Below are 20,549 nucleotides of genomic sequence, written 5' to 3'. Positions count from 1 at the left end.
GCCCGAGCCCGAGCCGGCGACGCCCACGCCCACGGCATCGGCATCTGCATCGGCCTCGTCCGCGACGGCCCCCTCCAGTCCCGCGCCGGCGGCCTCCGGTCCTGCGCCGGCTGCCGAGCCCGAGCCCTCCCCGGAACCCGCACCCGCTCCGGCCCCGGAGTCGTCCGCACCGTCCGCATCGTCCGCTCCCGTCACGTTCGACCGCGTCCGCGACGCCTGGCCGGCCGTGCTGAAGCGCCTCGAAGGCATCAGCCGCACGTCCTGGCTGCTCGCCACCGCTGTGCAGCCGCTGGCCTACGACAGCGACTCGGAAGTTCTGACCCTCGGATTCACGAGCCAGCACGATGTCGCGAAGTTCAAGGGGACCACCCCCGGCTCCGGCCCGTCCGACCACCTCCGCACGGCCATCGAGCAGGAGGTCGGGGTGCGGGTCAAGTACCTCCCCGCCCCGATGCCGCCCGGTGGGGCGCCGCGGCAGCCGGCCTCCTCCGGATCCGCTGCACCGGCCGACGCCGCTCCCGCATCGGAGCCTGCGTCAGCACCTCCCTCTCGTCCGCAGACGCGCGCCGCCGCAGCCCCTGTGACGGAGTGGGCGGTCGCACCGATCCCGACGACCGCGGCCGCCGCGCCCGCAGCGCCCCTCGCCGTCGACGAGGAGCCGGAGGAGGTCGAGGCCGCCTCCGCCGCCCCGACCCCGCCGGCCGACGGCAGAGTCGACCGCGATGAGCCGCCGCTGCCCGGCGACGACGACGCTCCTGCGTTCGACGAGGAGCCGCCGTACGATCCGGCCTACGAGCCCCCGGCTCCGTACGACCGCCCACCCTCCCCACGTGCGACTCCGGCGGCGGCCCCGCAGGCGGCCGCCCGTACGGCCCCCGCGGCCGCTCCACCGGTCGTCGTCGAGCGCACCCCCGCCGGCGGCGTGCAGCGCTACGGAGAGGCCGTGATCCGCCAGGTGCTCGGCGCGACGTTCCTTCGCGAAGAGCCCTACGAGCCCCCCACGAGGTTCTCCTGATGTACGACGGCATCGTCCAAGAGCTGATCGACGAGTTCGGCCGCCTTCCCGGCATCGGCCCGAAGTCGGCGCAACGCATCGCGTTCCACATCCTGCAGACGCCGACGTTCGACGTGGCCCGTCTCGCCGAGCTGCTGACCGAGATCCGCATCCGGGTGCGCTTCTGCGAGATCTGCGGCAACGTCGCGGAGCAGGAGCGCTGCGCGATCTGTCGCGACCCGCGCCGCAACCAGGCGCTGATCTGCGTGGTCGAGGATGCGAAGGACGTCGCGGCGATCGAGCGCACGCGGGAGTTCCGCGGCCTGTACCACGTGCTCGGCGGCGCGATCAGCCCCATCGCGGGTATCGGCCCGGACGACCTCCGGATCGCCCAGCTCATGACGCGGCTCGCCGACGGCACCGTGCAGGAGGTCATCATCGCCACGAACCCCAACCTGGAGGGGGAGGCGACGGCGAGCTACCTGAGCCGGCTCCTGACGACGATGCAGATCACGGTCTCGCGGCTCGCCTCGGGCCTCCCGGTCGGCGGCGACCTCGAGTACGCGGACGAGGTGACGCTCGGCCGGGCCTTCGAGGGCCGGCGCGTGCTGTGACCCCGCAGTCCGGGTTCTCCCGCCGGGGCTGGCTGCTCTTCGGAGTCATGGCCCTGCTCTGGGGCGTGCCCTACCTCTTCATCAGCGTGGCGGTTGACTCGATCTCCCCGCCGGCGATCGTCGCGGGACGGACCCTGATCGCCGCTCTCCTCCTGCTTCCGTTCGCCCTGCGCAGCGGCGCCCTCCGCGCGGCGCTGCGGCACTGGCCGTGGGTGCTGGCCTTCGGGGCCGTGGAGATGGCCGGACCGTTCCTGCTCCTCGGGCATGCCGAGATGACGCTGCCCTCCGGAATGACCGGACTCCTCGTCGCCACGGTGCCGCTGTTCGCCGCCCTCATCGCGTTGGGTGGTGGCGACCGCGGCGTGCTGCGTCCCGCCCGCGGCATCGGCCTGCTGGTCGGCTTCGTCGGCGTCGCCATCGTCGTGGCGGGGCCGGGGCTCTTCGGGGGAGAGGTGAGCCTGCTCGCGGCGGGGGAGGTGCTGCTCGTCGCGGTGCTGTACGCGATCGCGCCGTTCATCGTGGCGCGCAAGCTGAACGATGTCCCCTCGCTCGGCACGATCACGCTGTCGCTGCTCATGATCGGCATCTTCTACCTCCCGATCGGTCTGCTCACGCAGCACCAGGTGCCCACGCTCCCGTCGATCGGTGCGCTGCTCGCCCTCGCGGTCATCTGCACGGCGCTGGCCTTCCTGGCCTTCTTCGCGCTCATCCGCGAGGTCGGACCGGTCAGGGCGCCGCTGTTCACCTACGTGAACCCGGTCGTGGCGATCGTGCTCGGGGCCATCGTGCTCGCCGAACCGCTCACGCCGGGACTCCTCCTCGGATTCCCGCTGATCATCGTCGGGTGCTGGTTCGCCGCCACCGGAGGGCGGCTGCGACCGATGACGCCCGTCCCGCCCGCCCCCGCCTGAGCCGTCACATGCGCGGGGCGGCATGCGCGCCGATCGTAGAATGACCGTGGGCGGATCCGCCCGTCATCCCAGGGAGTGAACGTGGCCCTCATCGTGCAGAAGTACGGCGGCTCGTCGGTCGCCGACGCAGAGAGCATCAAGCGCGTCGCCAAGCGCATCGTCGACACCCGTCGCGCCGGTCACGACGTGGTCGTCGCCGTGAGCGCCATGGGCGACACGACCGATGAGCTGCTCGACCTCGCGAACGAAGTCGCGCCGATCCCGGCACCGCGCGAGCTCGACATGCTCCTCTCCAGCGGCGAGCGGATCTCGATGGCGCTGCTGGCGATGGCGATCCACTCGATGGGCTTCGAGGCCCGGTCGTTCACCGGCAGCCAGGCCGGCATGATCACCGACTCGCAGCACGGGGCGGCGCGTATCGTCGACGTCACCCCGGTCCGGCTCCGCGAGGCGCTCGACGAGGGCGCGATCGTCATCGTCGCCGGCTTCCAGGGCTTCAACCGCGACACCCGCGACATCACCACGCTCGGCCGTGGCGGGTCGGACACGACGGCCGTCGCACTGGCGGCCGCGCTGTCGGCCGACGTCTGCGAGATCTACAGCGATGTGGACGGCATCTTCACCGCCGACCCCCGCGTGATCCCGAAGGCGCAGAAGCTCGACCACGTCTCCAGCGAGGAGATGCTGGAGCTCGCCGCCAACGGCGCCAAGGTCCTCTACATCCGTGCCGTGGAGTACGCCCGCCGGCACGGCGTCCTCATCCACGCCCGGTCGACGTTCTCGTCGGCCGAGGGCACATACGTTCTGGGCGAGGGTATGAAGAACCCTCGCGAAGCCGAGGGAGCAGTCATGGAAGAACCGATCGTCGCCGGCGTCGCCACCGACTTCAGCCAGGCCAAGATCACCGTCGCCGGGGTGCCCGATGTCCCGGGCAAGGCCGCCGAGATCTTCAAGATCGTCGCGAAGTCCGGCGCCAACGTCGACATGATCGTGCAGAACGTCTCCGCCACCGGGCGCACGGACATCTCCTTCACGGTCCCCAAGGCCGACGCCGCTGCCGCGCTCAAGGCCCTCGCCGGCGAGCAGACCGAGGTCGGCTTCCAGAACCTCATCCACGACGACCAGATCGGCAAGCTGTCCGTGGTCGGCGCGGGGATGCGCACGCATTCCGGTGTCTCGGCGACCCTGTTCGAGGCCCTGTCCGCCGGCGGCATCAACATCGAGATGATCTCGACCTCCGAGATCCGCATCTCGGTCGTGCTCCGCGACACCGACCTCACCGAGGCCGCCCGCACCGTGCACACCGCCTACGGTCTCGACGGCGACGCGGAGGCCACAGTCCACGCCGGCACCGGTCGCTGACCCCGCAGCCTCTCCCGCGCGCCAGCACAGGTGTTCGCGCTGCTTCAGGCGGCCCTGTGCACATGTGCCTGTTCTCGCGCGTCCGCCTGTTCTCGCGAGACTGCCTGTTCTCCCCGGGCCCGCGCCAGCTCAGGCGTTCGCGCTGGTTCAGGCTGTGCTGTCCGCGCGTGCCTGTTCTCCCGCGTTCACCTGATTCGCCGCGGGCGGCTACCTTCGTGAAACGGGCGGGCTTCGGGGTGGTCGCAGCGCGATAGACTCGCGGAAACCCTGACACCGGCGCCAGGCGCAGCATCAGCATCCCGACGCCGCGCCCGAAGCCTCGTACGCCGTACCGCACGAAGCCAAGGAACATCATGACCCGCATCTCCGAATCAGGACTCTCCGTCGCCATCGTCGGCGCCACCGGCCAGGTGGGCACTGTGATGCGCGAGATTCTCGCGGAGCGTTCGTTCCCGATCCGCGAGCTGCGGTTGTTCTCCTCGGCGCGTTCCGCGGGCACGGCGATCGAATTCGGCGGACAGACGGTCATCGTCGAGGACGTCGAGGCCGCGGACCCGTCCGGGATCGACATCGCGCTGTTCTCCGCCGGTGCCACCGCGAGCCGCGCCTACGCCCCCCGCTTCGCCGAGGCCGGCGCCGTGGTCGTCGACAACTCGAGCGCCTGGCGCATGGATCCCGAGGTCCCCCTCGTCGTCAGCGAGGTGAACCCGCACGCGATCGACGACCGGCCCAAGGGCATCATCGCGAACCCGAACTGCACCACGATGGCGGCGATGCCGGTGCTCAAGGTCCTCGACGCCGAGGCCGGCCTGGAGCGCCTGATCGTGTCGACCTACCAGGCGGTGTCCGGCTCCGGACTCGCCGGCGCGCAGGAACTGCTCGGCCAGGTCGAGGGCGTGCTCGCGCAGGGCGACACCCTCCGCCTCGTGCATGACGGCTCCGCGGTCGACTTCCCCGAGCCCGAGAAGTATGTCGCGCCGATCGCCTTCGACGTGATCCCGCTCGCGGGGAACCTCGTGGACGACGGGGACAACGAGACCGACGAGGAGAAGAAGCTCCGCAACGAGAGCCGGAAGATCCTCGAGCTGCCTGACCTGCGCGTCGCCGGTACCTGCGTCCGCGTGCCGGTGTTCACGGGTCACTCGCTGTCCATCCACGCCGAGTTCTCCCGCGACCTCACTCCGGAGCGCGCGACGGAGGTGCTGAGCGCGGCGCCCGGCGTCGTGCTCGACGAGGTGCCGACCCCGCTGCAGGCCGCAGGCAAGGACCCGAGCTTCGTGGGTCGCATCCGCGCCGACCAGTCGGCTCCGGAGGGCAAGGGCCTCGTGCTCTTCATCAGCAACGACAACCTCCGCAAGGGAGCGGCGCTGAACGCGGTGCAGATCGCCGAGGTGCTCGCGGAGCGTCTCGCCCCGGTCGCCTGAGGGCTGCATGGTCTGCGGTGTCCTGGCCGCGAACTAGACTGTTCGGGTGACTGAAAACGTCGATGTCGTCCTGATCGGCGGTGGCATCATGAGCGCCACCCTGGGTACCCTGCTGCACGAGCTGCAGCCGGACTGGAAGATCGTCGCCTTCGAGCGGCTGTCGGACGTGGCGCAGGAGAGCTCGAACCCGTGGAACAACGCCGGGACCGGGCACGCTGCGCTGTGCGAGCTGAACTACATGCCGCAGCAGGGCGACGCTCCGCTCGACCCCGCCAAGGCGATCTCGATCAACGAGCAGTTCCAGCAGAGCCGCCAGTTCTGGTCCTCCCTCGTCGAGAAGGGTGTGCTGGACGAGCCGTCGACCTTCATCAACGCGACGCCGCACATGACGTTCGTGCGGGGCGAGAAGGATGTGGCCTACCTCAAGAAGCGTTACGAGGTGCTCAAGGAGCAGCCGCTGTTCGCGGGGATCGAGTACAGCGAAGACTCCCGCGTCATCAACCAGTGGGCGCCGCTGCTCATGCAGAAGCGCCGGAAGGGCGAGCCGTTCGCGGCGACCCGGGTGCCCGCCGGCACCGACGTCGACTTCGGCGCCCTCACGCACCAGCTCTTCGGTCACCTCCGCGACTCCGGCGTCTCGGTGCGTACGAACCACGAGGTCAAGTCGCTCAAGCGTCAGAAGGACGGCACCTGGCTCATCAAGTACCGCACGACGGTCGGCCGCACCCCGAACGAGATCAAGGCGAAGTTCGTGTTCGTCGGGGCCGGCGGCTGGGCGCTGAAGCTCCTGCAGAATTCTGGCATCCCTGAGATCAAGGGCTATGGCGTCTTCCCGATCGGCGGTCAGTTCCTCAAGACGACGAATCCGAAGATCGTCGCGCAGCACAAGGCGAAGGTCTACTCGCAGGCTTCGGTCGGCGCGCCGCCGATGTCGGTCCCGCACCTCGACACGCGTGTCGTCGACGGCGAGGCATCGCTGATGTTCGGACCGTTCGCGACGTTCAGCCCGAAGTTCCTCAAGAACGGCTCGATGCTCGACATCGTCACGCAGGTGCGGCCACACAACCTCTGGCCGATGCTGCGCGTCGCCTTCGCCAACCCCGACCTCATCACCTACCTCATCAGCGAGCTGATGAAGAACCACCGCAAGAAGGTCGACAGCCTCCGCACGTTCATGCCGACGGCCAAGGACGAGGACTGGACGCTCATCGACGCCGGTCAGCGCGCCCAGGTCATGAAGAAGGACCCGAAGAAGGGCGGCGTGCTGCAGTTCGGCACCGAGGTGGTCGCCTCGGGTGACGGCTCGATCGCCGGTCTCCTCGGCGCATCCCCCGGGGCCTCGACGGCCGTGCCGATCATGCTCGACCTGCTGAAGAAGTGCTTCCCCGGCGAGTACCCGGGCTGGGAGTCGCAGCTGCGCGACCTCATCCCCACCTTCGGCCGGAAGCTCAACGGCGACGCGGAGCTCGCGGAGGAGTCGACCACCGCGACCGCCGCCGTCCTCGGCATCAACGCCTGACCTCGGACCGTGGCGAAGCTCTACTTCCGCTACGGCGCGATGAACTCGGGCAAGTCGACTGCCCTGCTGCAGGCTGCATACAACTACGAGGAACGCGGCCAGCATGTGCTGCTCGCCAAGCCCGCGATCGACACCAAGGGCGCCGGCGAGATCGAGAGTCGCCTCGGGGTCACGCGACCGGTCGACTTCCTCATCGGGCCGGACGACGACGCCCGCGCACTCTTCTCGCTCCACCGGGGGCGTATGCGGCGGTCGACGGAGGAGGAACTCCTCCCGACCGGGCCTGTCGATGTGGCCTGCCTGCTTGTCGACGAGGCGCAGTTCCTCACGCCCGCACAGGTCGACGATCTCTTCCGCATCGCGGTGGAGGACGGCATCCCGGTGATGGCTTACGGGATCCGCAACGACTTCCGCACCCACGCCTTCCCCGGCTCCGCCCGTCTTCTGGCGATCGCGCACTCCCTGGAAGAGCTCAAGACCATCTGCCGCTGCGGGCGCAAGGCGGTGTTCAACGGCCGAGTGGTCGGCGGCCGCTTCGTGTTCGACGGCGACCAGGTCGCGATCGACGAGGGTGCCGACGGCTCCGCGTCGCCCGAGCTCACGACCTACGAGTCGCTGTGCGGCACCTGCTACCTGGAAGAGTCCGGCGGCCGTCTGGGCTGACCCTCCCGTCGACCCACCCCTCTGCGGTCGCTCCACCCCTCTGCGTGCGTACGCACCGGGCCGGGACGCACGAAACGGGGTGGATCGCGCGCGCAGCATCGTCGTATTGCGTGGTCTGACCACACGCGCTAACCTGTGGTCTGACCACAGGAGGCGGGATGACGGAGCAGCCGGCGCGCGCATGGCGACTCGTGCTCGAGCACATCGAGCGTGATCTGCTCGACGGTCGTCTCGGGCCGGGGAACCGGCTGCCGTCCGAACGGGACCTCGCGAGCGACCTCGGCGTCGGACGATCGAGCGTCCGGGAGGCGTTCCGCGTGCTCGAGGTGCTCGGCCTCATCCGCACCGCCACCGGCTCCGGGCCGCAGGCGGGTGCCATCGTGATCGCCACCCCCACCGGCGGGATGTCGGCGCTCCTCCGGCTCCAGGTGGCCGCGCAGGGCTTCCCCCTCGATGACGTCGTCCGCACGCGGCTCGTGCTCGAGGATGCGGTCGTCGACGCCATGGCATCGGCCGCCCAGCGGGACACCGCGCGGGCGCACGAGCTGCTCACCGCCATGGATGACGGCGCCCTCACTCCGGCCGAGTTCCTGGCCCTCGACGCGCAGCTGCACCTCTCCCTCGCGGAGGGCAGCGGCAACACGGTCATCGCGGCGATGATGGCGGGACTCCGCTCCGCCATCGAGTCGTACGTGCTCGCGGGCGCGGCGACCGTCGACGACTGGGATCGCATGGCCGAGCGTCTGCGGTCCGAGCACCGCGCCCTCGTCGCGGCGATCGATGAGGGCGATGCCCGTGCCGCGCGCCGTCTCGTTCGCGCCCACATCACCGGCTACTACACCGCCGCGGGCCTCACCCGCGCCATCACCCCGCAGAACTGAGAGGCAGACAATGGTCCAGCGCCAGCTCCCCAATCCCGCCGAGCTGTTGGAGCTCATGAAGTTCAAGAAGCCCGAGCTCGACGGGCGCAAGCGTCGTCTCGACGCCGCGCTCACCATCGACGATCTGCGGAAGATCGCCAAGCGCCGGACGCCCAAGGCCGCCTTCGACTACACCGACGGCGCTGCTGAGGGTGAGCTGTCGCTGAGCCGGGCACGCCAGGCCTTCCAGGACGTGGAGTTCCACCCCGGCATCCTCAAGCCGGCGCCGGACGTCGACACGGCCGTTGAGATCCTCGGCGGTCCGTCCGCGCTCCCGTTCGGCATCGCGCCGACCGGCTTCACTCGGCTCATGCAGACCGAGGGCGAGATCGCGGGCGCCGGTGCCGCGGCCGCCGCAGGCATCCCGTTCACGCTGTCCACCCTCGGGACCACCTCGATCGAAGACGTCAAGGCGGCGACGGTGCGGGAGCCGCAGGGCCTCGTGCCCGGTCGGAACTGGTTCCAGCTCTACGTGATGCGCGACCGCGAGATCTCCTACGAGCTCGCCCGTCGCGCCGCCGCCGCGGGCTTCGACACGCTTCAGTTCACCGTCGACACCCCGGTCGCCGGCGCCCGTCTCCGCGACAAGCGCAACGGCTTCAGCATCCCGCCGCAGCTCACCCTCGGCACGATCATCAACGCCATCCCGAGACCCTGGTGGTGGTTCGACTTCCTCACCACCCCGAAGCTGGAGTTCGCGTCGCTGAGCACGACCGGCGGCACCGTGGGCGAGCTCCTCGACGCGGCGATGGACCCGACGATCAGCTACGACGACCTCGCCGTCATCCGCGACATCTGGCCCGGCAAGATCGTCATCAAGGGCGTGCAGAACGTCGAGGACTCCGTGCGTCTACGGGACGCGGGCGTCGACGGCATCGTGCTCTCGAACCACGGCGGCCGCCAGCTCGACCGCGCCCCGATCCCGTTCCACCTCCTGCCCGAGGTCCGTCGTGCGGTCGGCGACGACTTCACGGTCATGATCGACACCGGCATCATGAACGGCGCCGACATCGTGGCGTCCGTCGCGCTCGGTGCCGACTTCACGCTGATCGGTCGCGCGTACCTCTACGGTCTGATGGCGGGAGGTCGCCAGGGCGTCGACCGCACCATCGCCATCCTGCGCGGCGAGATCGAGCGCACGATGCGGCTGCTGGGCGTGGCCTCGCTCGCGGAGCTGGAGCCCGCGCACGTGACCCAGCTCACGCGTCTGGTGCCCGTCTCCCGCGCGGCCGGCGTCGAGGTGCACTGACCCACTTGCACGACCAGGCAACGCCTGCGCGACGGATTCGGTCCTCCCGTCGTGCAGGCGAGCCGAGGTCGTGCGGCTGTGCCCGTCAGACCCGGGTGGAGAGGGTCGGCAGCAGCTCCTGCAGGCGCGCAGCCGTGTCTTCCCAGCCCTCGACGGCCACTGACGGCACACCCAGGGCCAGGACGGGGTAGTCGTTGCCGCCCTCGTCGAGACGGTCGCCGTAGAACAGCATCGCCGTGAGCTCGATGCCGGTGTGGGTGGCGAGCTGCTGCATGCCGAACGCCTTGTCGATCCCGGCGCGGGTGATGTCGATCGAGGTCGAGCCGCCCGAGCGCACCTCGAGGCCAGGGAGCCGTGCGGCGACGGCGTCGCGCAGCGCCCCGCGCTTCGACCCCGTCGGATCCCACGCATGCTTCGCCTCGCGCGGGGCCTGCTGGCCGAGCGCGGAGAACGTGATCTGCGAGCCGCGGTCTTCCAGGATCTCTCCCCACGGCTCGGCCTCCCAGAGTCCGAGACGCTCCGCTTCCTCGCGCAGCGCGGTGAGAGCGGCGGTCTTCTCCTCGTCGCTCAGGTCATGGGCGTACACAGCGACGAAATCGGTGCCGTCATGCCGGAGGTACCGCGTGCCGCACGTCGGGAGCAGATGCAGTCGGGCGAGGGCCGCCGGGTCGGCGTCGGCGAGCTGCGCCACCACCTGCGTCCGGAACTGCGCCTCGTTGCCGCCGGAGATGATCGCGACATCCACCGAACGCAGCAGCTCGCCCAGGAGCGCGGCGATCTGCGGGTCGATCCTGCCCTTGGAAGGCGCAAGGGTGTCATCGAGGTCGAAGGCGACGAGAGAGGGCGATGTCATGATGCCTCCACTGTAGGTGTTCGCGGCCGGGAGGACGGTGTGGCGGCGAGCAGCGTGCAGAATATCGTGAGGACGACGCCGATGCTCGCCCCGGTGGAGTTGGCCAGCACGTCGCTCACGGTCGCAGCGCGGTGCGGGAGGGCCAGGTACTGCGCCGTCTCGATCGCCAGCGAGAGGGCCGGACCTACGAGCAGCGACAGCGGCCACGCGCGTCGGGGCACGAGCAGGAACGCGAGCACCCCGACGGGGATGAAGACGGCGACGTTCGCCAGCACCTCGAGTCGCGTGAAGTCCAGGCTCGTCCAGCCGAGCCGCTGGATCGCGCGAAGGAGGAGATCGAGCAGGTTGGGCATCGTCTGCTCCACCCGCGCGGGCGTGAGCGTGAGGAACGCGACGCCGATGACGAAGGGGAGCCCGAGGGCGACGGCCCACACGCGCGTCGAACGTCGCGGCGGTGGCAGGAGCCTCCCCATGCGTTCCCCTCTCGCACGACATCCCGATACAGAGAAGGCCGCCCCTGCGGGCGGCCTTCTCGTGTCACTGGTCGGGGTGACAGGATTTGAACCTGCGACCTCTTCGTCCCGAACGAAGCGCGCTACCAAGCTGCGCCACACCCCGTTTTGCAACCCTCCGAGTCTACAGCGAAATGTCTCCAGCGCCGAATCGAGCACTCCGACCCGCGTGGCGGAACCGTTCGCGGGGTCAGGCGCGCGGGGTCAGCGTGAGCAGTGTCGCCTCGGGACGGCACGCGAAGCGGACGGGCGCGTAGATGGAGTGCCCGCAGCCTGCGCTGACGTTCAGAGGCACCGAACGGTCGCCATGCGTCCAGGTGCTGAGTCCCTTGGCCTGTTTCAGGGGGATGTCGCAGTTGGCCACGATGGCGCCGAAGCCGGGAAGGCAGACCTGTCCGCCGTGGGTGTGGCCGCCGAGGATGGCGTCCGCGCCGAGGTCGACGAAGCCGTTGAGCACGCGCTGATACGGCGCATGCGTGACGCCGAGCACGGGAGTGGCGTCCGACCGGGGCCCGAGCTCTTCGAGCGCCGCGGGCAGCACGTCGAGGCGCTCCCAGTCGCGATGGGCGTCGTCGACGCCGAACAGGTCGACCGCCTCGCCGCGCACCGTGAGGCGCGTCGCCGTGTTGTTCAGGTCGGCCCAGCCGAGCTCGTCCGTGAAGTAGCGGTCCATCGCGGCGGTGTCGAGCAGGGTGGGCTCGCGGTGCTTCTGCGACGGTCCCGAGAAGTACCGGAGCGGATTGCGAGGGGAGGGGCCGTTGACGTCGTTGGAGCCATGCACGAACACCCCCGGGATGCCGGCGAACGGGGCGAACGCCCGCCGGATGCCTTGCAGACCCTCTTCGTGCCCGAGGTTGTCGCCCGTGTTGACGATGAGGTCGGGCTTCAGATCGGCCAGGGACGCGAGCCAGTCCTGCTTCCGGTGTTGCCAGGGGGCCATGTGGGCGTCGGAGAGGTGCAGGATGCGCAGAGGTGCCGCGCCGGAGGGAAGAGCCTCCGCCGAGACCTCCCGCACCGTGAACAGGTACCGCTCGATGCCGATACCCCAGATCGCGGCGGCCGCACCGACGGCCCCCACCGCGCCGAGCGCGATGAGGGCCGGGTGCGCCGCGCGGGGCGTACCTACTTGCACGACACTCGGATCGGCGTGGCTTTCGTCGCCGCAGAGTTCGCGGCCGGGGTCGTCGCCGTCACCGTCGCGTCTTCGGCGTTACAGGAGCCTTCTCGTTCGACCGTCGTGAAGCCGGCGGCGACGAGCGCGGCGTTGGCCTCGGTCGGACTCTGCCCCGTCACGTCGGGGACGGTCGCGCCGTTGCCGTTGCTGGGCGAGATCGTGATCGTGGCACCGGCAGCGGCCTGACCGGACGGGCTCTGCTCGACGACGATGTTCGTCGCCTTGTCGCTGTCCACCGGGTCGCCCACGGAGACATCGAACCCGGCGCCTTCGAGGGTCGCGGTCGCCTCCTCGACGGTCTGGCCGACGACATCCGGCACGTTCACGCGCTCCTGACGGATGAGTTTGCCGTCCGGCTGCGGGAACTGATCGCCGCCGTAGGCCTGGTTCGCGGCGTACTGCGCGGCGCGCGCCAGCGGGTACCGCACCTCGTTGAGCTTGTGGTTGTTGTTCCAGACGTTGAACACGGTGTCGTGGTTGCCGTTCGAGCGGCCGGCCCAGACCGCGGTCGCGACCTTGGTGCTGGACTCGATCATCATGGTCGACCACAGGTCGTGCGTCCCGGTCTTACCGATCAGCGGGGTGCCGTCGCGCGGGTTGGCTACCGCGCCCGTGCCTCCGTTCATGACGCCCTGCAGCGCATAGGCCGCGGTCGCTGCGACCTCCTTCGAGAGCACGCCCTCGGTGCAGGAGGCCTTGGGGAGCGGGCGCTCCTTGCCTTCGGCGTCGATCACCTTGTCGATCGCGCGCGGTGTGCAGTACGTGCCGCCGCTCGCGACGGTCGCGTACGCGTTGGCCATGGCAATGGGGGAGATGTTCTTCGGGCCGAGCACGTCGTACGGCACGTTCTCCTCGGTGACCTTGTTGCCGTTGGCCAGCGTGACGCCCATCTTGTCGGCGACCTTGTTGATGTCGCAGACGTCGAGCTTGGCCGCCATGGCGAAGAACCCGCTGTTGAGGGACTGCGCCGTGAAGGCCATCGGGGTCCCCGTGAATCCGCGAACGCGGTTGAAGTTGCCGATCTTCGCGGTGTCCGTCGTCTGCGGGCTGCCGCAGACGGGGATCTGCAGGTTGGTCCGCACCGCACCATTCAAGGACTCCCGCACGGAGTGGCCTTTCTCGAGCCAGTCGATGAGGGTGAACAGCTTGTAGGTCGAGCCCACCTGGAAGCCGCCGGAGTTGCCGTACTTCTGGTCGCCCGCGAAGACGAGGGAGGAGTACGCCTGATCCGTCGTCGGAGTCTCCGAGAACTTCGTGTTCTGGGTGATCGAGAGGATGCGGCCGGTGCCGACCTCGATCGAGACGCCGGCAGCACCGAAGTACTTGTTGTCGGGATTTGGCAAGACCACGTTGGCCATCTCCTCGGCCGCCGGGTCCTGCACGCGGAAGTCGAGGGTCGTGTAGATCTTGAGCCCACCGCGGCGCAGCAGGTCGCGACGCTCCTGGATGTCCGCACCGAACGCCTCGTCGTTCTCGACGATCGACTTCACGTACTGGCAGAAGTAGGCGTTGCGTCCCGCAGCGGCACAGCCCTGGGTCGGTACCTTGATGGCGGGCGTGATCGCCGCGGCGACGGCCTCGTCGTGCTGCGCCTGGGTGATCTTGCCGTCGGTGAGCATGCGGCCGAGCACGTAGTCGCGGCGGTCCTTGGCGTCCTTGTAGCCGTCCGCCTCGGAGTTGTGCGCGACGCCGTCCTTGGTCGTGTAGGTCCCGCCGGGCTTGTCGATGCGGTACGTGTTCGGGTTCTGCACGATGCCGGCGAGCGTCGCGGCCTGCCCCACCGTGAGGTTGCTCGCGGTCGTGGAGAAGTAGTACCGCGAGGCGGCCTCGATGCCGTAGACGGTGCCGCCGAAGTTCGCGATGTTCAGGTACCCGAGGAGGATGTCGTTCTTCGAGTAGTCCTTCTCGATCTGGATGGCGTAGCGCATCTCCTGGAGCTTGCGCTCGATGCCGTCCACACCGGAGGCGTTGGTGGCATCCTGCCAGCACTGCTGCAGCTCGTCCGCGTACGTCTCGGAAGCCGTGTCGACGTTCTGCTCGCACTGCTGGATGCGGACGTTCTTCACGAACTGCTGGCTGATCGTCGAGGCGCCGCGGCTGGACGTGCCCCGCACGTTGTCGACGAGGGCCTTCACGGTCGCGCCGAGGTTGACGCCGCCGTGGGTGTAGAAGTTCTTGTCCTCGCTGGAGAGGATCGCGTCGTAGAGGACGGGGGCGACCTGCTCGTAGGTGACCGGCACGCGGTTCTGCTCGTAGAACGACGCCAGCACGACCGGCTTGCCCTCGGGGTTGGTCGCGTAGATCGTCGACTGCTCCATCGGGGTGTCGACCTTGAGCACCTCGGGCAGCTCATCGAAGATGGTCAGCGCCGTGGAGCCGGCGACGCCGGTCATCGCGAGGACGGGGGTGACGCTGGCGGTGACCAGCAGACCGGCGATGGCGCTCAGTCCGACGAGCCCGACGAGACCGCCGAGCACGCCCTTCACCGTGCGGTTCTTTTGGGGCATACGCTTGATCGTAGGGGAGTTCCCTGAATACCGGCTTTGATGAGCGCGGCCCGGTCTGCCCTGGACGCGCCCTGATCGACAGGAGTGCCATGACCACGTGGGAGTACCTCACCACGCCGCTGCTGATCCACAACACCGCGGCCATCCTCAACAACTGGGGTAAGCAGGGCTGGGAGCTCGTCCAGGTGGTGCAGGGCCCCGAAGGCGGTCTGGTCGCCTACTTCAAGCGCCCCGTGACCACGGACGGCTCGACCAACGCCGGTCTCGCCGCCGCCGCCGAGGCCTCGCGCCAGTTCGAGGGAGGTCAGGCATGAGCGTCGCCGCCCGTCTCTCCGAGCTCGGCATCGAGCTGCCCGCCGTCGCCGCTCCCGTCGCCGCCTACGTGCCGGCGGTCGTGCACGGCGGACTCGTGTACACCTCGGGCCAGCTCCCCTTCGTCGACGGCGCCCTCCCGGCGACCGGCAAGGTCGGTGCGGAGGTCTCTGCGGAGGACGCCAAGGCGTTCGCCCGGACCTGCGCCCTGAACGCGCTCGCTGCGGCTGCCGATGTCGCCGGCGGTGTCGATCGGATCGCCGGTGTGGTCCGCGTCGGCGGGTTCGTCGGCTCGGCGGAGGGCTTCACCGGACAGCCTGCCGTCATCAACGGCGCGAGCGAGGTGCTCGGCGAGATCTTCGGTGAGGAGGGGCAGCACGCCCGCGCCGCGGTCGGCGTCGCGGAGCTCCCGCTCGGCAGTCCCGTCGAGGTCGAGGTCACGTTCCGCCTCGCATAGTTCCCGCGCCCGGCACGCCGAGACCCCGGGCACACGTCGAGACCCCCTGCTGCAGACATCCGCAGCAGGGGGTCTCGGCGTGAACCCGGGGTCTCGCGTTACTTGACCTGGGCGGAGATGATGCTCATCACGGCGGTGTCTGCGAGCGTCGTCGTGTCACCGACCTCGCGCCCCTCGGCCACGTCGCGGAGCAGACGACGCATGATCTTCCCGGAGCGGGTCTTCGGCAGCTCCCCGACGATGTAGACGTCACGCGGACGGGCGATCGCGCCGATCTGCTCGCCGACCCAGAGCCGCAGCTGCTGAGCGAGTCCGGCCGGATCGTGCGCGGAGAGGTAGCTCTCCTTGATGATCACGAACGCCACGACCGCCTGACCCGTGGTCTCGTCCGAGGCGCCGACGACGGCGGCTTCGGCCGTGGCCTCGTGCGCGACGAGCGAGGACTCGATCTCCGCGGTCGACAGCCGGTGGCCGGAGACGTTCATTACGTCGTCGACGCGGCCGAGCAGCCAGAGGTCGCCGTCCTCGTCGAGCCGCGCGCCGTCGCCGGCGAAGTAGTAGCCCTGCTTCTCGAACTTCTCCCAGTAGGTCTCGCGGAAGCGCTCCGGGTCGCCCCAGATGCCGCGCAGCATGCTCGGCCAGGGTTCGGTGATGACGAGGAGCCCGCCGTTGCCGTTGCCGACCTCGACGCCCTGCTCGTCCACCACGTCGATCGAGATGCCGGGCAGCGGCACCTGGGCGGAGCCCGGCTTCGTCGCGGTGATGCCGGGGAGCGCCGACACCATGATCGCGCCGGTCTCGGTCTGCCACCACGTGTCCACGATCGGGGTCTTCCCCGCGCCGATCACCTCGCGGTACCACATCCAGGCCTCGGGGTTGATGGGCTCGCCCACCGAGCCGAGCACGCGGAGCGAGGACAGGTCGAACTTCTGGGGAACGCTGCGACCGATCTTCATGAACGAGCGGATGGCGGTCGGCGCTGTGTAGAAGATCGAGACCTTGTACTTCTCGATGAGCTCCCACCAGCGGCCGGGGTGCGGCGTGTCCGGGGTGCCTTCGTACAGCACCTGGGTCGCGCCGTTCGCGAGCGGGCCGTAGGTGACGTAGCTGTGTCCGGTGATCCAGCCGATGTCGGCGGTGCACCAGTAGACGTCGGTCTCCGGCTTCAAGTCGAAGACGTTCTTGTGCGAGTAGGCCGCCTGAGTGAGGTATCCGCCGGAGGTGTGCAGGATGCCCTTCGGCTTCCCCGTCGTGCCCGAGGTGTAGAGGATGAAGAGCGGGTTCTCGGCGGGGAACGCCTGTGCGGTGTGATCGGCGGAGGCGGCGGGGACGACGTCGTGCCACCAGAGGTCGCGGCCCTCGGTCCACTCCACCTCGTTCTCGCCGCGCTTGACCACGAGCACGTGCTCGACCGTCTGCTGCTCGCCCTCGCCGCGGTCGGCCAGCGCCTGGTCCACCGCCGGCTTCAGCGCGGAGACGCGGCCCTTGCGGTACCCGCCGTCCGCCGTGATGACGAGCTTGGCTCCGGCGTCGTCGATCCGGGAGCGCAGGCTGTCCGCGCTGAAACCGCCGAAGACGACCGAGTGGATGGCGCCCACGCGCGCCACGGCGAGCATCGCGGCGATCGCCTCAGGGATCATCGGCAGATAGATCGCGACGCGGTCGCCCTGGCCGACGCCGAGGCCTTCAAGCACGTTCGCGACGCGCTTGACCTCGTCCGTCAGCTCGGCATAGGTGATGCGTCGGCTGTCGCCGGGCTCACCCTCCCAGAAGAGCGCGACGCGGTCGCCGTTGCCGGCCTCCACGTGCCGGTCGAGGCAGTTGTAGGCCACGTTGAGCTCCCCGTCGTCGAACCACTTGGCGAAGGGTGGATTGCTCCAGTCGAGGACCTGCGTGAAGGGCTTGTGCCAGTGCACGAGCTCGCGCGACTGATCGGCCCAGAAGCCCTCCCGGTCCGCGGCAGCGCGCTCGTAGAGCTCTTTCGAGGCGACGGATTGGGCGGCGAACTCCTCCGACGGCGCGAAGCGCCGGGTCTCGTCGAGAAGGTGATCGATCTGACTGCTCATCGGCAGGCGCTCCTTTGCGGCGTTCGGGTCGTGCAGGCATGGCCGCAGGGGGAGTGCGACCAGGTCAGGGCGAATCTATCCCCGCCCCTGACCCTCGAATACTGCCAAAAGTCGGTAGTCCGATGGGTTTTGTCAGGACGGTCGCCTTGCGTACACTCGACGACAGCCGAAATCTCATTCCGGCCTTGGCGTGCCCGATTCCCCCGATCGAGAGCCGCCGTGGGCGGCATCTCATTCCCCCCGTGAGGTGCCGCCCTTTCTCATGGGAGCGCTCCCGCCCCCTCGTCCGCCGCGGTCCACTCCTGCACCGCTCCGGGTGGCGTCTGGTTGTGCACAGTGTCCGACGGCACATGTGCCCCTCGCGGTCGACGCGCACAGCCGCGGCCTACCGTCGCCGTATGCCTGATCGATTCGTCATCCACCCTCGCCCTTCCGGGACTCGTGCCGCATCGCGCGCCCCGCAGGAAGCCCTCCGGAGTGAGCCGGCATTCGCCCCGCTCGCGCCGTTCGTCGACGACGAGGTCACAGACGTGTTCCTGAACGGCGCGGACGCGCTGTTCGTGGACAGGGGGAGAGGCGCGCAACGCGTGCCGGACTGGCGCGCGACGGAGCGAGAGGTCCGGGAGCTTGCCGTGGCGCTCGTCGCGATCGGAGGGCGACACCTCGACGATCAGACGCCGTGCGTCGACGTGCGGCTCGGCTCCGGCGTCAGGGTGCACGCCGCCTTGGCTCCGGTGTCGGCATTGGGCACAGCAGTGTCGATCCGCGTCCCTCGCGTACACGCGGCCGACCTCGATGCGCTCGCGGCGCGCGGAGCGTTCGATCCGCGGCAGAGGCGCTGGCTCGGCGTGCTCGTCCGCGACCGGGCGAACCTCCTGCTCACCGGCGGCACGGGTTCCGGCAAGACCACGCTGCTGTCGGCGCTGCTGTCGGAGGTCCCGCCCGATGAGCGCATCGTCACCATCGAAGACGTCGCGGAGCTGAGGCCCCGGCACCCGCACCATGTCGCTCTGGAGGCTCGTCAAGCCAATCTCGAAGGCGCCGGGCAGATCGATCTGGCGCGATTGGTCCGCGAGTCCTTGCGCATGCGGCCCGACCGTCTGGTGGTGGGCGAGTGTCGGGGGGAGGAGGTCCGCGAGCTGCTCACCGCGCTCAACACCGGGCACGACGGCGGTGCCGGCACTCTGCACGCCAGTGGTCTGGCGGACGTCCCCGCACGCTTGGAGGCCCTGGGAGCGCTCGCCGGCATGGATGCGGTAGCCCTCGCCCGTCAGGCGGTGAGCGCCTTCACCATCGTGCTGCACCTGGAGCGCACCCCGGCCGGGGCGCGACGCATCGCGAAGGCCGGTCGTCTCGTGCTCGCGGGCGACCGTCTGGCGATCGAGGAGGTCGAGCCGTGGTGACGCTCCGTGTGCCGCCTCCGGCGTCGGCGGCCGGTCCGCATGTCGCCGATTCCGTCCAGACGCTCGCGGTGCTCCTACAGGCCGGGGCGATCCCCCTCGTCGCCTGGCGGCATCTCGCGAGCACAGGAGACCCCGCCGCGACGGCGGTGCTGGAGCGAACGCACGAGGGTATGCCGCTGGTCTCCGCGATCGAGGCGCAGGGCGGCATGTGGACGGAGCTGGCGGCGGCGTGGGAGGTCGCCACGACGGTGGGAGCGCCGCTGGCCGACGTGCTCCGCACCATTGCCGAGGCGCTGCGCGATGCCGCGTCGGCGGCGGATGACGTCCGGGTGGCTTTGGCCGAGCCGGCGGGCACGGCGCGACTGCTGCTCTGGATGCCGCTGGTCGGTCTGCTGCTCGGCTTCGCGCTGGGGTTCGACACCCTGGGCGCGATCATCGGGAATCCCCTCGGGGGTGCGTGCGTCGCCGCCGGCCTGCTGCTGGTCGTGGTCGCCCGACTGTGGACGAGACGGCTGCTGCGCCGTGCGCGTCCCGAGCCGGGCACGCCGGGCATGACGGCGGAGCTTGTCGCGGTCGCGCTCACGGGTGGTGCACCGATCGATCGCGCCGTCGCCCTCGTCACCGAGACCGGAGTCGTCGATCCTGCCGAGCGCGACCGCGTCGGCCAGGTGCTCCTGCTCTCCCGTGCGGCCGGCGTCCCCGCCGTGGAGTTGCTGCGCGCGGCGGCGGCACAGGATCGGCATCGTGCCAGGGTCCAGGGGCGTCTTCGTGCCGCGCGCCTCTCCACGCGCTTGCTGCTTCCGCTCGGCGTGTGCACGCTGCCGGCGTTCCTCCTGCTCGGCGTGGCGCCCCTCTTGCTCAGCGTGCTCGCCTCCACGCCTTTGCCGACCTGACCCTTCCGTGATCACCCACAAAGAAAGAGGAACGAAGATGAACGACACCCTGCCCACCCTGGACCGGCGCCGCGCCCGGGCTCTCTTCGGAGACGACACCGGCGCAGCGACCGCCGAGTACGCCATCACCACCATGGCCGCGGTCGCCTTCGCCGGTCTGCTCGTGGCGATCATGCGTTCGGACGAGGTGCGGGGCATCCTCACGGGCCTCGTCCGTCGAGCCCTGACCGTCTCATGACGGGCGGCGTACCCGACGCCGGCGCGACCCTGGCACCCTGGCGGTGGCGTGGCGACCGCGGCGCCGTCGCGGCGGAGCTCGCCCTGGCGCTGCCCGCCATCGTGCTGGTGCTGCTGCTCGGGGCGGGTGCTCTCGTGGCGGCGTCGAGGCAGGTCGCGCTGCAGGATGCGGCCGCCGACGCCGCGCGGCTGCTCGGCCGCGGCGAGGACCCGGCAGCGGCAGCCCGGGTCGTCCACGAGGCGATCCCGGGCGCCGGTGCCGCGTTCGCCCCTGCGGGCGACCTCGTGTGCGTCACGGCGACGCTCCGGGTCTCCCTCGGAGCGGTCATCAGCGTCCCGCTGCGCGCCTCGAGCTGTGCGCTGGACGGGGGTCGCTGATGGCGGGCTCGGCGCTCGCGGCCGCGCTCCTCGTGGTGAGCGCCACGCTGTCCGTCGGTCTTGCGGCCGTGGGCGGCGCGGCGGTCACGGCACAGCGTGCG

The 20,549-nt window shown here is 70.0% G+C and carries 19 protein-coding genes, 1 tRNA gene and 1 pseudogene; 15 read left to right on the top strand and 6 right to left on the bottom strand.

What is annotated here, in order from left to right:
• The 9 genes and pseudogenes from DW296_RS16400 to DW296_RS03365 form a co-directional block, all read left to right on the top strand.
• Window positions 1–1,015 (top strand): annotated as a pseudogene (locus tag DW296_RS16400) (DNA polymerase III subunit gamma and tau); the annotation flags it as partial.
• The gene (gene recR, locus DW296_RS03400; RefSeq protein WP_025104255.1) at window positions 1,015–1,608 is read left to right on the top strand and encodes a recombination mediator RecR; all 594 of its coding nucleotides are present in this window, start codon (window positions 1,015–1,017) and stop codon (window positions 1,606–1,608) included. The pseudogene DW296_RS16400 and the gene recR, both read left to right, overlap by 1 nt.
• Entirely contained in the window at window positions 1,605–2,519 is a 915-nt protein-coding gene (locus DW296_RS03395) for a DMT family transporter (RefSeq protein ID WP_136051092.1), read from the top strand. Before recR ends, DW296_RS03395 begins: the two co-directional genes overlap by 4 nt.
• Before the next feature lie 81 nt (window positions 2,520–2,600).
• The gene (locus DW296_RS03390) at window positions 2,601–3,881 is read left to right on the top strand and encodes an aspartate kinase (RefSeq protein ID WP_025104257.1); all 1,281 of its coding nucleotides are present in this window, start codon (window positions 2,601–2,603) and stop codon (window positions 3,879–3,881) included.
• Between the two features lie 353 nt (window positions 3,882–4,234).
• A complete protein-coding gene (locus tag DW296_RS03385) occupies window positions 4,235–5,305 on the top strand; it encodes an aspartate-semialdehyde dehydrogenase (protein ID WP_136051091.1) in 1,071 nt (356 codons plus the stop codon).
• Between the two features lie 46 nt (window positions 5,306–5,351).
• Window positions 5,352–6,824, top strand: a complete 1,473-nt coding sequence (locus tag DW296_RS03380) for a malate:quinone oxidoreductase (RefSeq protein WP_136051090.1) — start codon at window positions 5,352–5,354, stop codon at window positions 6,822–6,824.
• 9 nt (window positions 6,825–6,833) lie between these two features.
• The gene (locus tag DW296_RS03375; RefSeq protein ID WP_136051089.1) at window positions 6,834–7,487 is read left to right on the top strand and encodes a thymidine kinase; all 654 of its coding nucleotides are present in this window, start codon (window positions 6,834–6,836) and stop codon (window positions 7,485–7,487) included.
• Between the two features lie 158 nt (window positions 7,488–7,645).
• On the top strand, window positions 7,646–8,368 hold the full coding sequence (locus DW296_RS03370) for a FadR/GntR family transcriptional regulator (RefSeq protein WP_136051088.1): 723 nt from the start codon (window positions 7,646–7,648) through the stop codon (window positions 8,366–8,368).
• A 10-nt stretch (window positions 8,369–8,378) separates the two neighbouring features.
• Window positions 8,379–9,656 (top strand): alpha-hydroxy acid oxidase, encoded by a 1,278-nt coding sequence (locus DW296_RS03365; RefSeq protein ID WP_136051087.1) that lies wholly within the window; start codon window positions 8,379–8,381, stop codon window positions 9,654–9,656.
• Window positions 9,657–9,741: 85 nt separating this feature from the next.
• Here the strand turns inward: DW296_RS03365 and DW296_RS03360 are convergent, their stop codons facing one another.
• The 5 genes from DW296_RS03360 to DW296_RS03340 form a co-directional block, all read right to left on the bottom strand.
• Entirely contained in the window at window positions 9,742–10,509 is a 768-nt protein-coding gene (locus DW296_RS03360) for an HAD-IIB family hydrolase (protein WP_136051086.1), read from the bottom strand.
• Window positions 10,506–10,982, bottom strand: a complete 477-nt coding sequence (locus DW296_RS03355; protein WP_136051085.1) for a VanZ family protein — start codon at window positions 10,980–10,982, stop codon at window positions 10,506–10,508. The genes DW296_RS03360 and DW296_RS03355 overlap by 4 nt, the downstream gene beginning before the upstream one ends.
• 68 nt (window positions 10,983–11,050) lie before the next feature.
• Window positions 11,051–11,127, bottom strand: a tRNA-Pro gene (locus tag DW296_RS03350).
• Window positions 11,128–11,211: 84 nt separating this feature from the next.
• Window positions 11,212–12,153 carry a metallophosphoesterase gene (locus DW296_RS03345; protein WP_136051084.1) on the bottom strand — a complete coding sequence of 314 codons (942 nt, stop codon included), beginning with the start codon at window positions 12,151–12,153 and terminating at the stop codon, window positions 11,212–11,214.
• A complete protein-coding gene (locus DW296_RS03340; protein ID WP_240742972.1) occupies window positions 12,144–14,702 on the bottom strand; it encodes a transglycosylase domain-containing protein in 2,559 nt (852 codons plus the stop codon). Before DW296_RS03340 ends, DW296_RS03345 begins: the two co-directional genes overlap by 10 nt.
• Window positions 14,703–14,791: 89 nt before the next feature.
• Between DW296_RS03340 and DW296_RS03335 the strand changes: the two genes are divergently transcribed.
• Window positions 14,792–15,016 carry a hypothetical protein gene (locus tag DW296_RS03335; RefSeq protein ID WP_025104267.1) on the top strand — a complete coding sequence of 75 codons (225 nt, stop codon included), beginning with the start codon at window positions 14,792–14,794 and terminating at the stop codon, window positions 15,014–15,016.
• A complete protein-coding gene (locus DW296_RS03330; protein WP_136051083.1) occupies window positions 15,013–15,471 on the top strand; it encodes a RidA family protein in 459 nt (152 codons plus the stop codon). Before DW296_RS03335 ends, DW296_RS03330 begins: the two co-directional genes overlap by 4 nt.
• 98 nt (window positions 15,472–15,569) lie before the next feature.
• Here DW296_RS03330 and acs read toward each other — a convergent pair whose 3' ends face one another.
• The gene (gene acs, locus DW296_RS03325) at window positions 15,570–17,537 is read right to left on the bottom strand and encodes an acetate--CoA ligase (RefSeq protein ID WP_136051082.1); all 1,968 of its coding nucleotides are present in this window, start codon (window positions 17,535–17,537) and stop codon (window positions 15,570–15,572) included.
• A 398-nt stretch (window positions 17,538–17,935) separates the two neighbouring features.
• On the opposite strand from acs, the gene DW296_RS03320 reads away from it, so the two are divergent.
• From DW296_RS03320 to DW296_RS03305, 4 genes are read left to right on the top strand one after another with little or no spacing between them, the layout of a single operon-like run.
• The gene (locus DW296_RS03320; protein WP_136051081.1) at window positions 17,936–18,940 is read left to right on the top strand and encodes a TadA family conjugal transfer-associated ATPase; all 1,005 of its coding nucleotides are present in this window, start codon (window positions 17,936–17,938) and stop codon (window positions 18,938–18,940) included.
• Entirely contained in the window at window positions 18,934–19,833 is a 900-nt protein-coding gene (locus DW296_RS03315; RefSeq protein ID WP_136051080.1) for a type II secretion system F family protein, read from the top strand. The genes DW296_RS03320 and DW296_RS03315 overlap by 7 nt, the downstream gene beginning before the upstream one ends.
• 37 nt (window positions 19,834–19,870) lie before the next feature.
• Entirely contained in the window at window positions 19,871–20,071 is a 201-nt protein-coding gene (locus tag DW296_RS03310; protein WP_025104272.1) for a DUF4244 domain-containing protein, read from the top strand.
• Window positions 20,068–20,448, top strand: a complete 381-nt coding sequence (locus DW296_RS03305; protein WP_240742971.1) for a TadE family type IV pilus minor pilin — start codon at window positions 20,068–20,070, stop codon at window positions 20,446–20,448. The genes DW296_RS03310 and DW296_RS03305 overlap by 4 nt, the downstream gene beginning before the upstream one ends.
• Window positions 20,449–20,549: the final 101 nt, after the last annotated feature.

It is taken from the genome of Microbacterium sp. K36 (genome assembly GCF_004794355.1).
In the GTDB taxonomy this organism is placed as follows: Bacteria; Actinomycetota; Actinomycetes; order Actinomycetales; family Microbacteriaceae; genus Microbacterium; species Microbacterium paraoxydans_D.
Note: the sequence above shows the minus strand (reverse complement) of the source record. Positions and strands in the feature narration are given on the sequence as shown.

Excerpts from the sequence above, each read along its gene's own strand:
- recR (WP_025104255.1), top strand. The coding sequence starts at position 1,015 with ATGTACGACGGCATCGTCCAAGAGCTGATCGACGAGTTCGGCCGCCTT.
- DW296_RS03385 (WP_136051091.1), top strand. The coding sequence starts at position 4,235 with ATGACCCGCATCTCCGAATCAGGACTCTCCGTCGCCATCGTCGGCGCC.
- DW296_RS03370 (WP_136051088.1), top strand. The coding sequence starts at position 7,646 with ATGACGGAGCAGCCGGCGCGCGCATGGCGACTCGTGCTCGAGCACATC.
- DW296_RS03365 (WP_136051087.1), top strand. The coding sequence starts at position 8,379 with ATGGTCCAGCGCCAGCTCCCCAATCCCGCCGAGCTGTTGGAGCTCATG.
- DW296_RS03360 (WP_136051086.1), bottom strand. The coding sequence starts at position 10,509 with ATGACATCGCCCTCTCTCGTCGCCTTCGACCTCGATGACACCCTTGCG.
- DW296_RS03355 (WP_136051085.1), bottom strand. The coding sequence starts at position 10,982 with ATGGGGAGGCTCCTGCCACCGCCGCGACGTTCGACGCGCGTGTGGGCC.
- DW296_RS03340 (WP_240742972.1), bottom strand. The coding sequence starts at position 14,702 with ATGCCCCAAAAGAACCGCACGGTGAAGGGCGTGCTCGGCGGTCTCGTC.
- DW296_RS03335 (WP_025104267.1), top strand. The coding sequence starts at position 14,792 with ATGACCACGTGGGAGTACCTCACCACGCCGCTGCTGATCCACAACACC.
- DW296_RS03330 (WP_136051083.1), top strand. The coding sequence starts at position 15,013 with ATGAGCGTCGCCGCCCGTCTCTCCGAGCTCGGCATCGAGCTGCCCGCC.
- acs (WP_136051082.1), bottom strand. The coding sequence starts at position 17,537 with ATGAGCAGTCAGATCGATCACCTTCTCGACGAGACCCGGCGCTTCGCG.
- DW296_RS03320 (WP_136051081.1), top strand. The coding sequence starts at position 17,936 with ATGCCTGATCGATTCGTCATCCACCCTCGCCCTTCCGGGACTCGTGCC.
- DW296_RS03310 (WP_025104272.1), top strand. The coding sequence starts at position 19,871 with ATGAACGACACCCTGCCCACCCTGGACCGGCGCCGCGCCCGGGCTCTC.
- DW296_RS03305 (WP_240742971.1), top strand. The coding sequence starts at position 20,068 with ATGACGGGCGGCGTACCCGACGCCGGCGCGACCCTGGCACCCTGGCGG.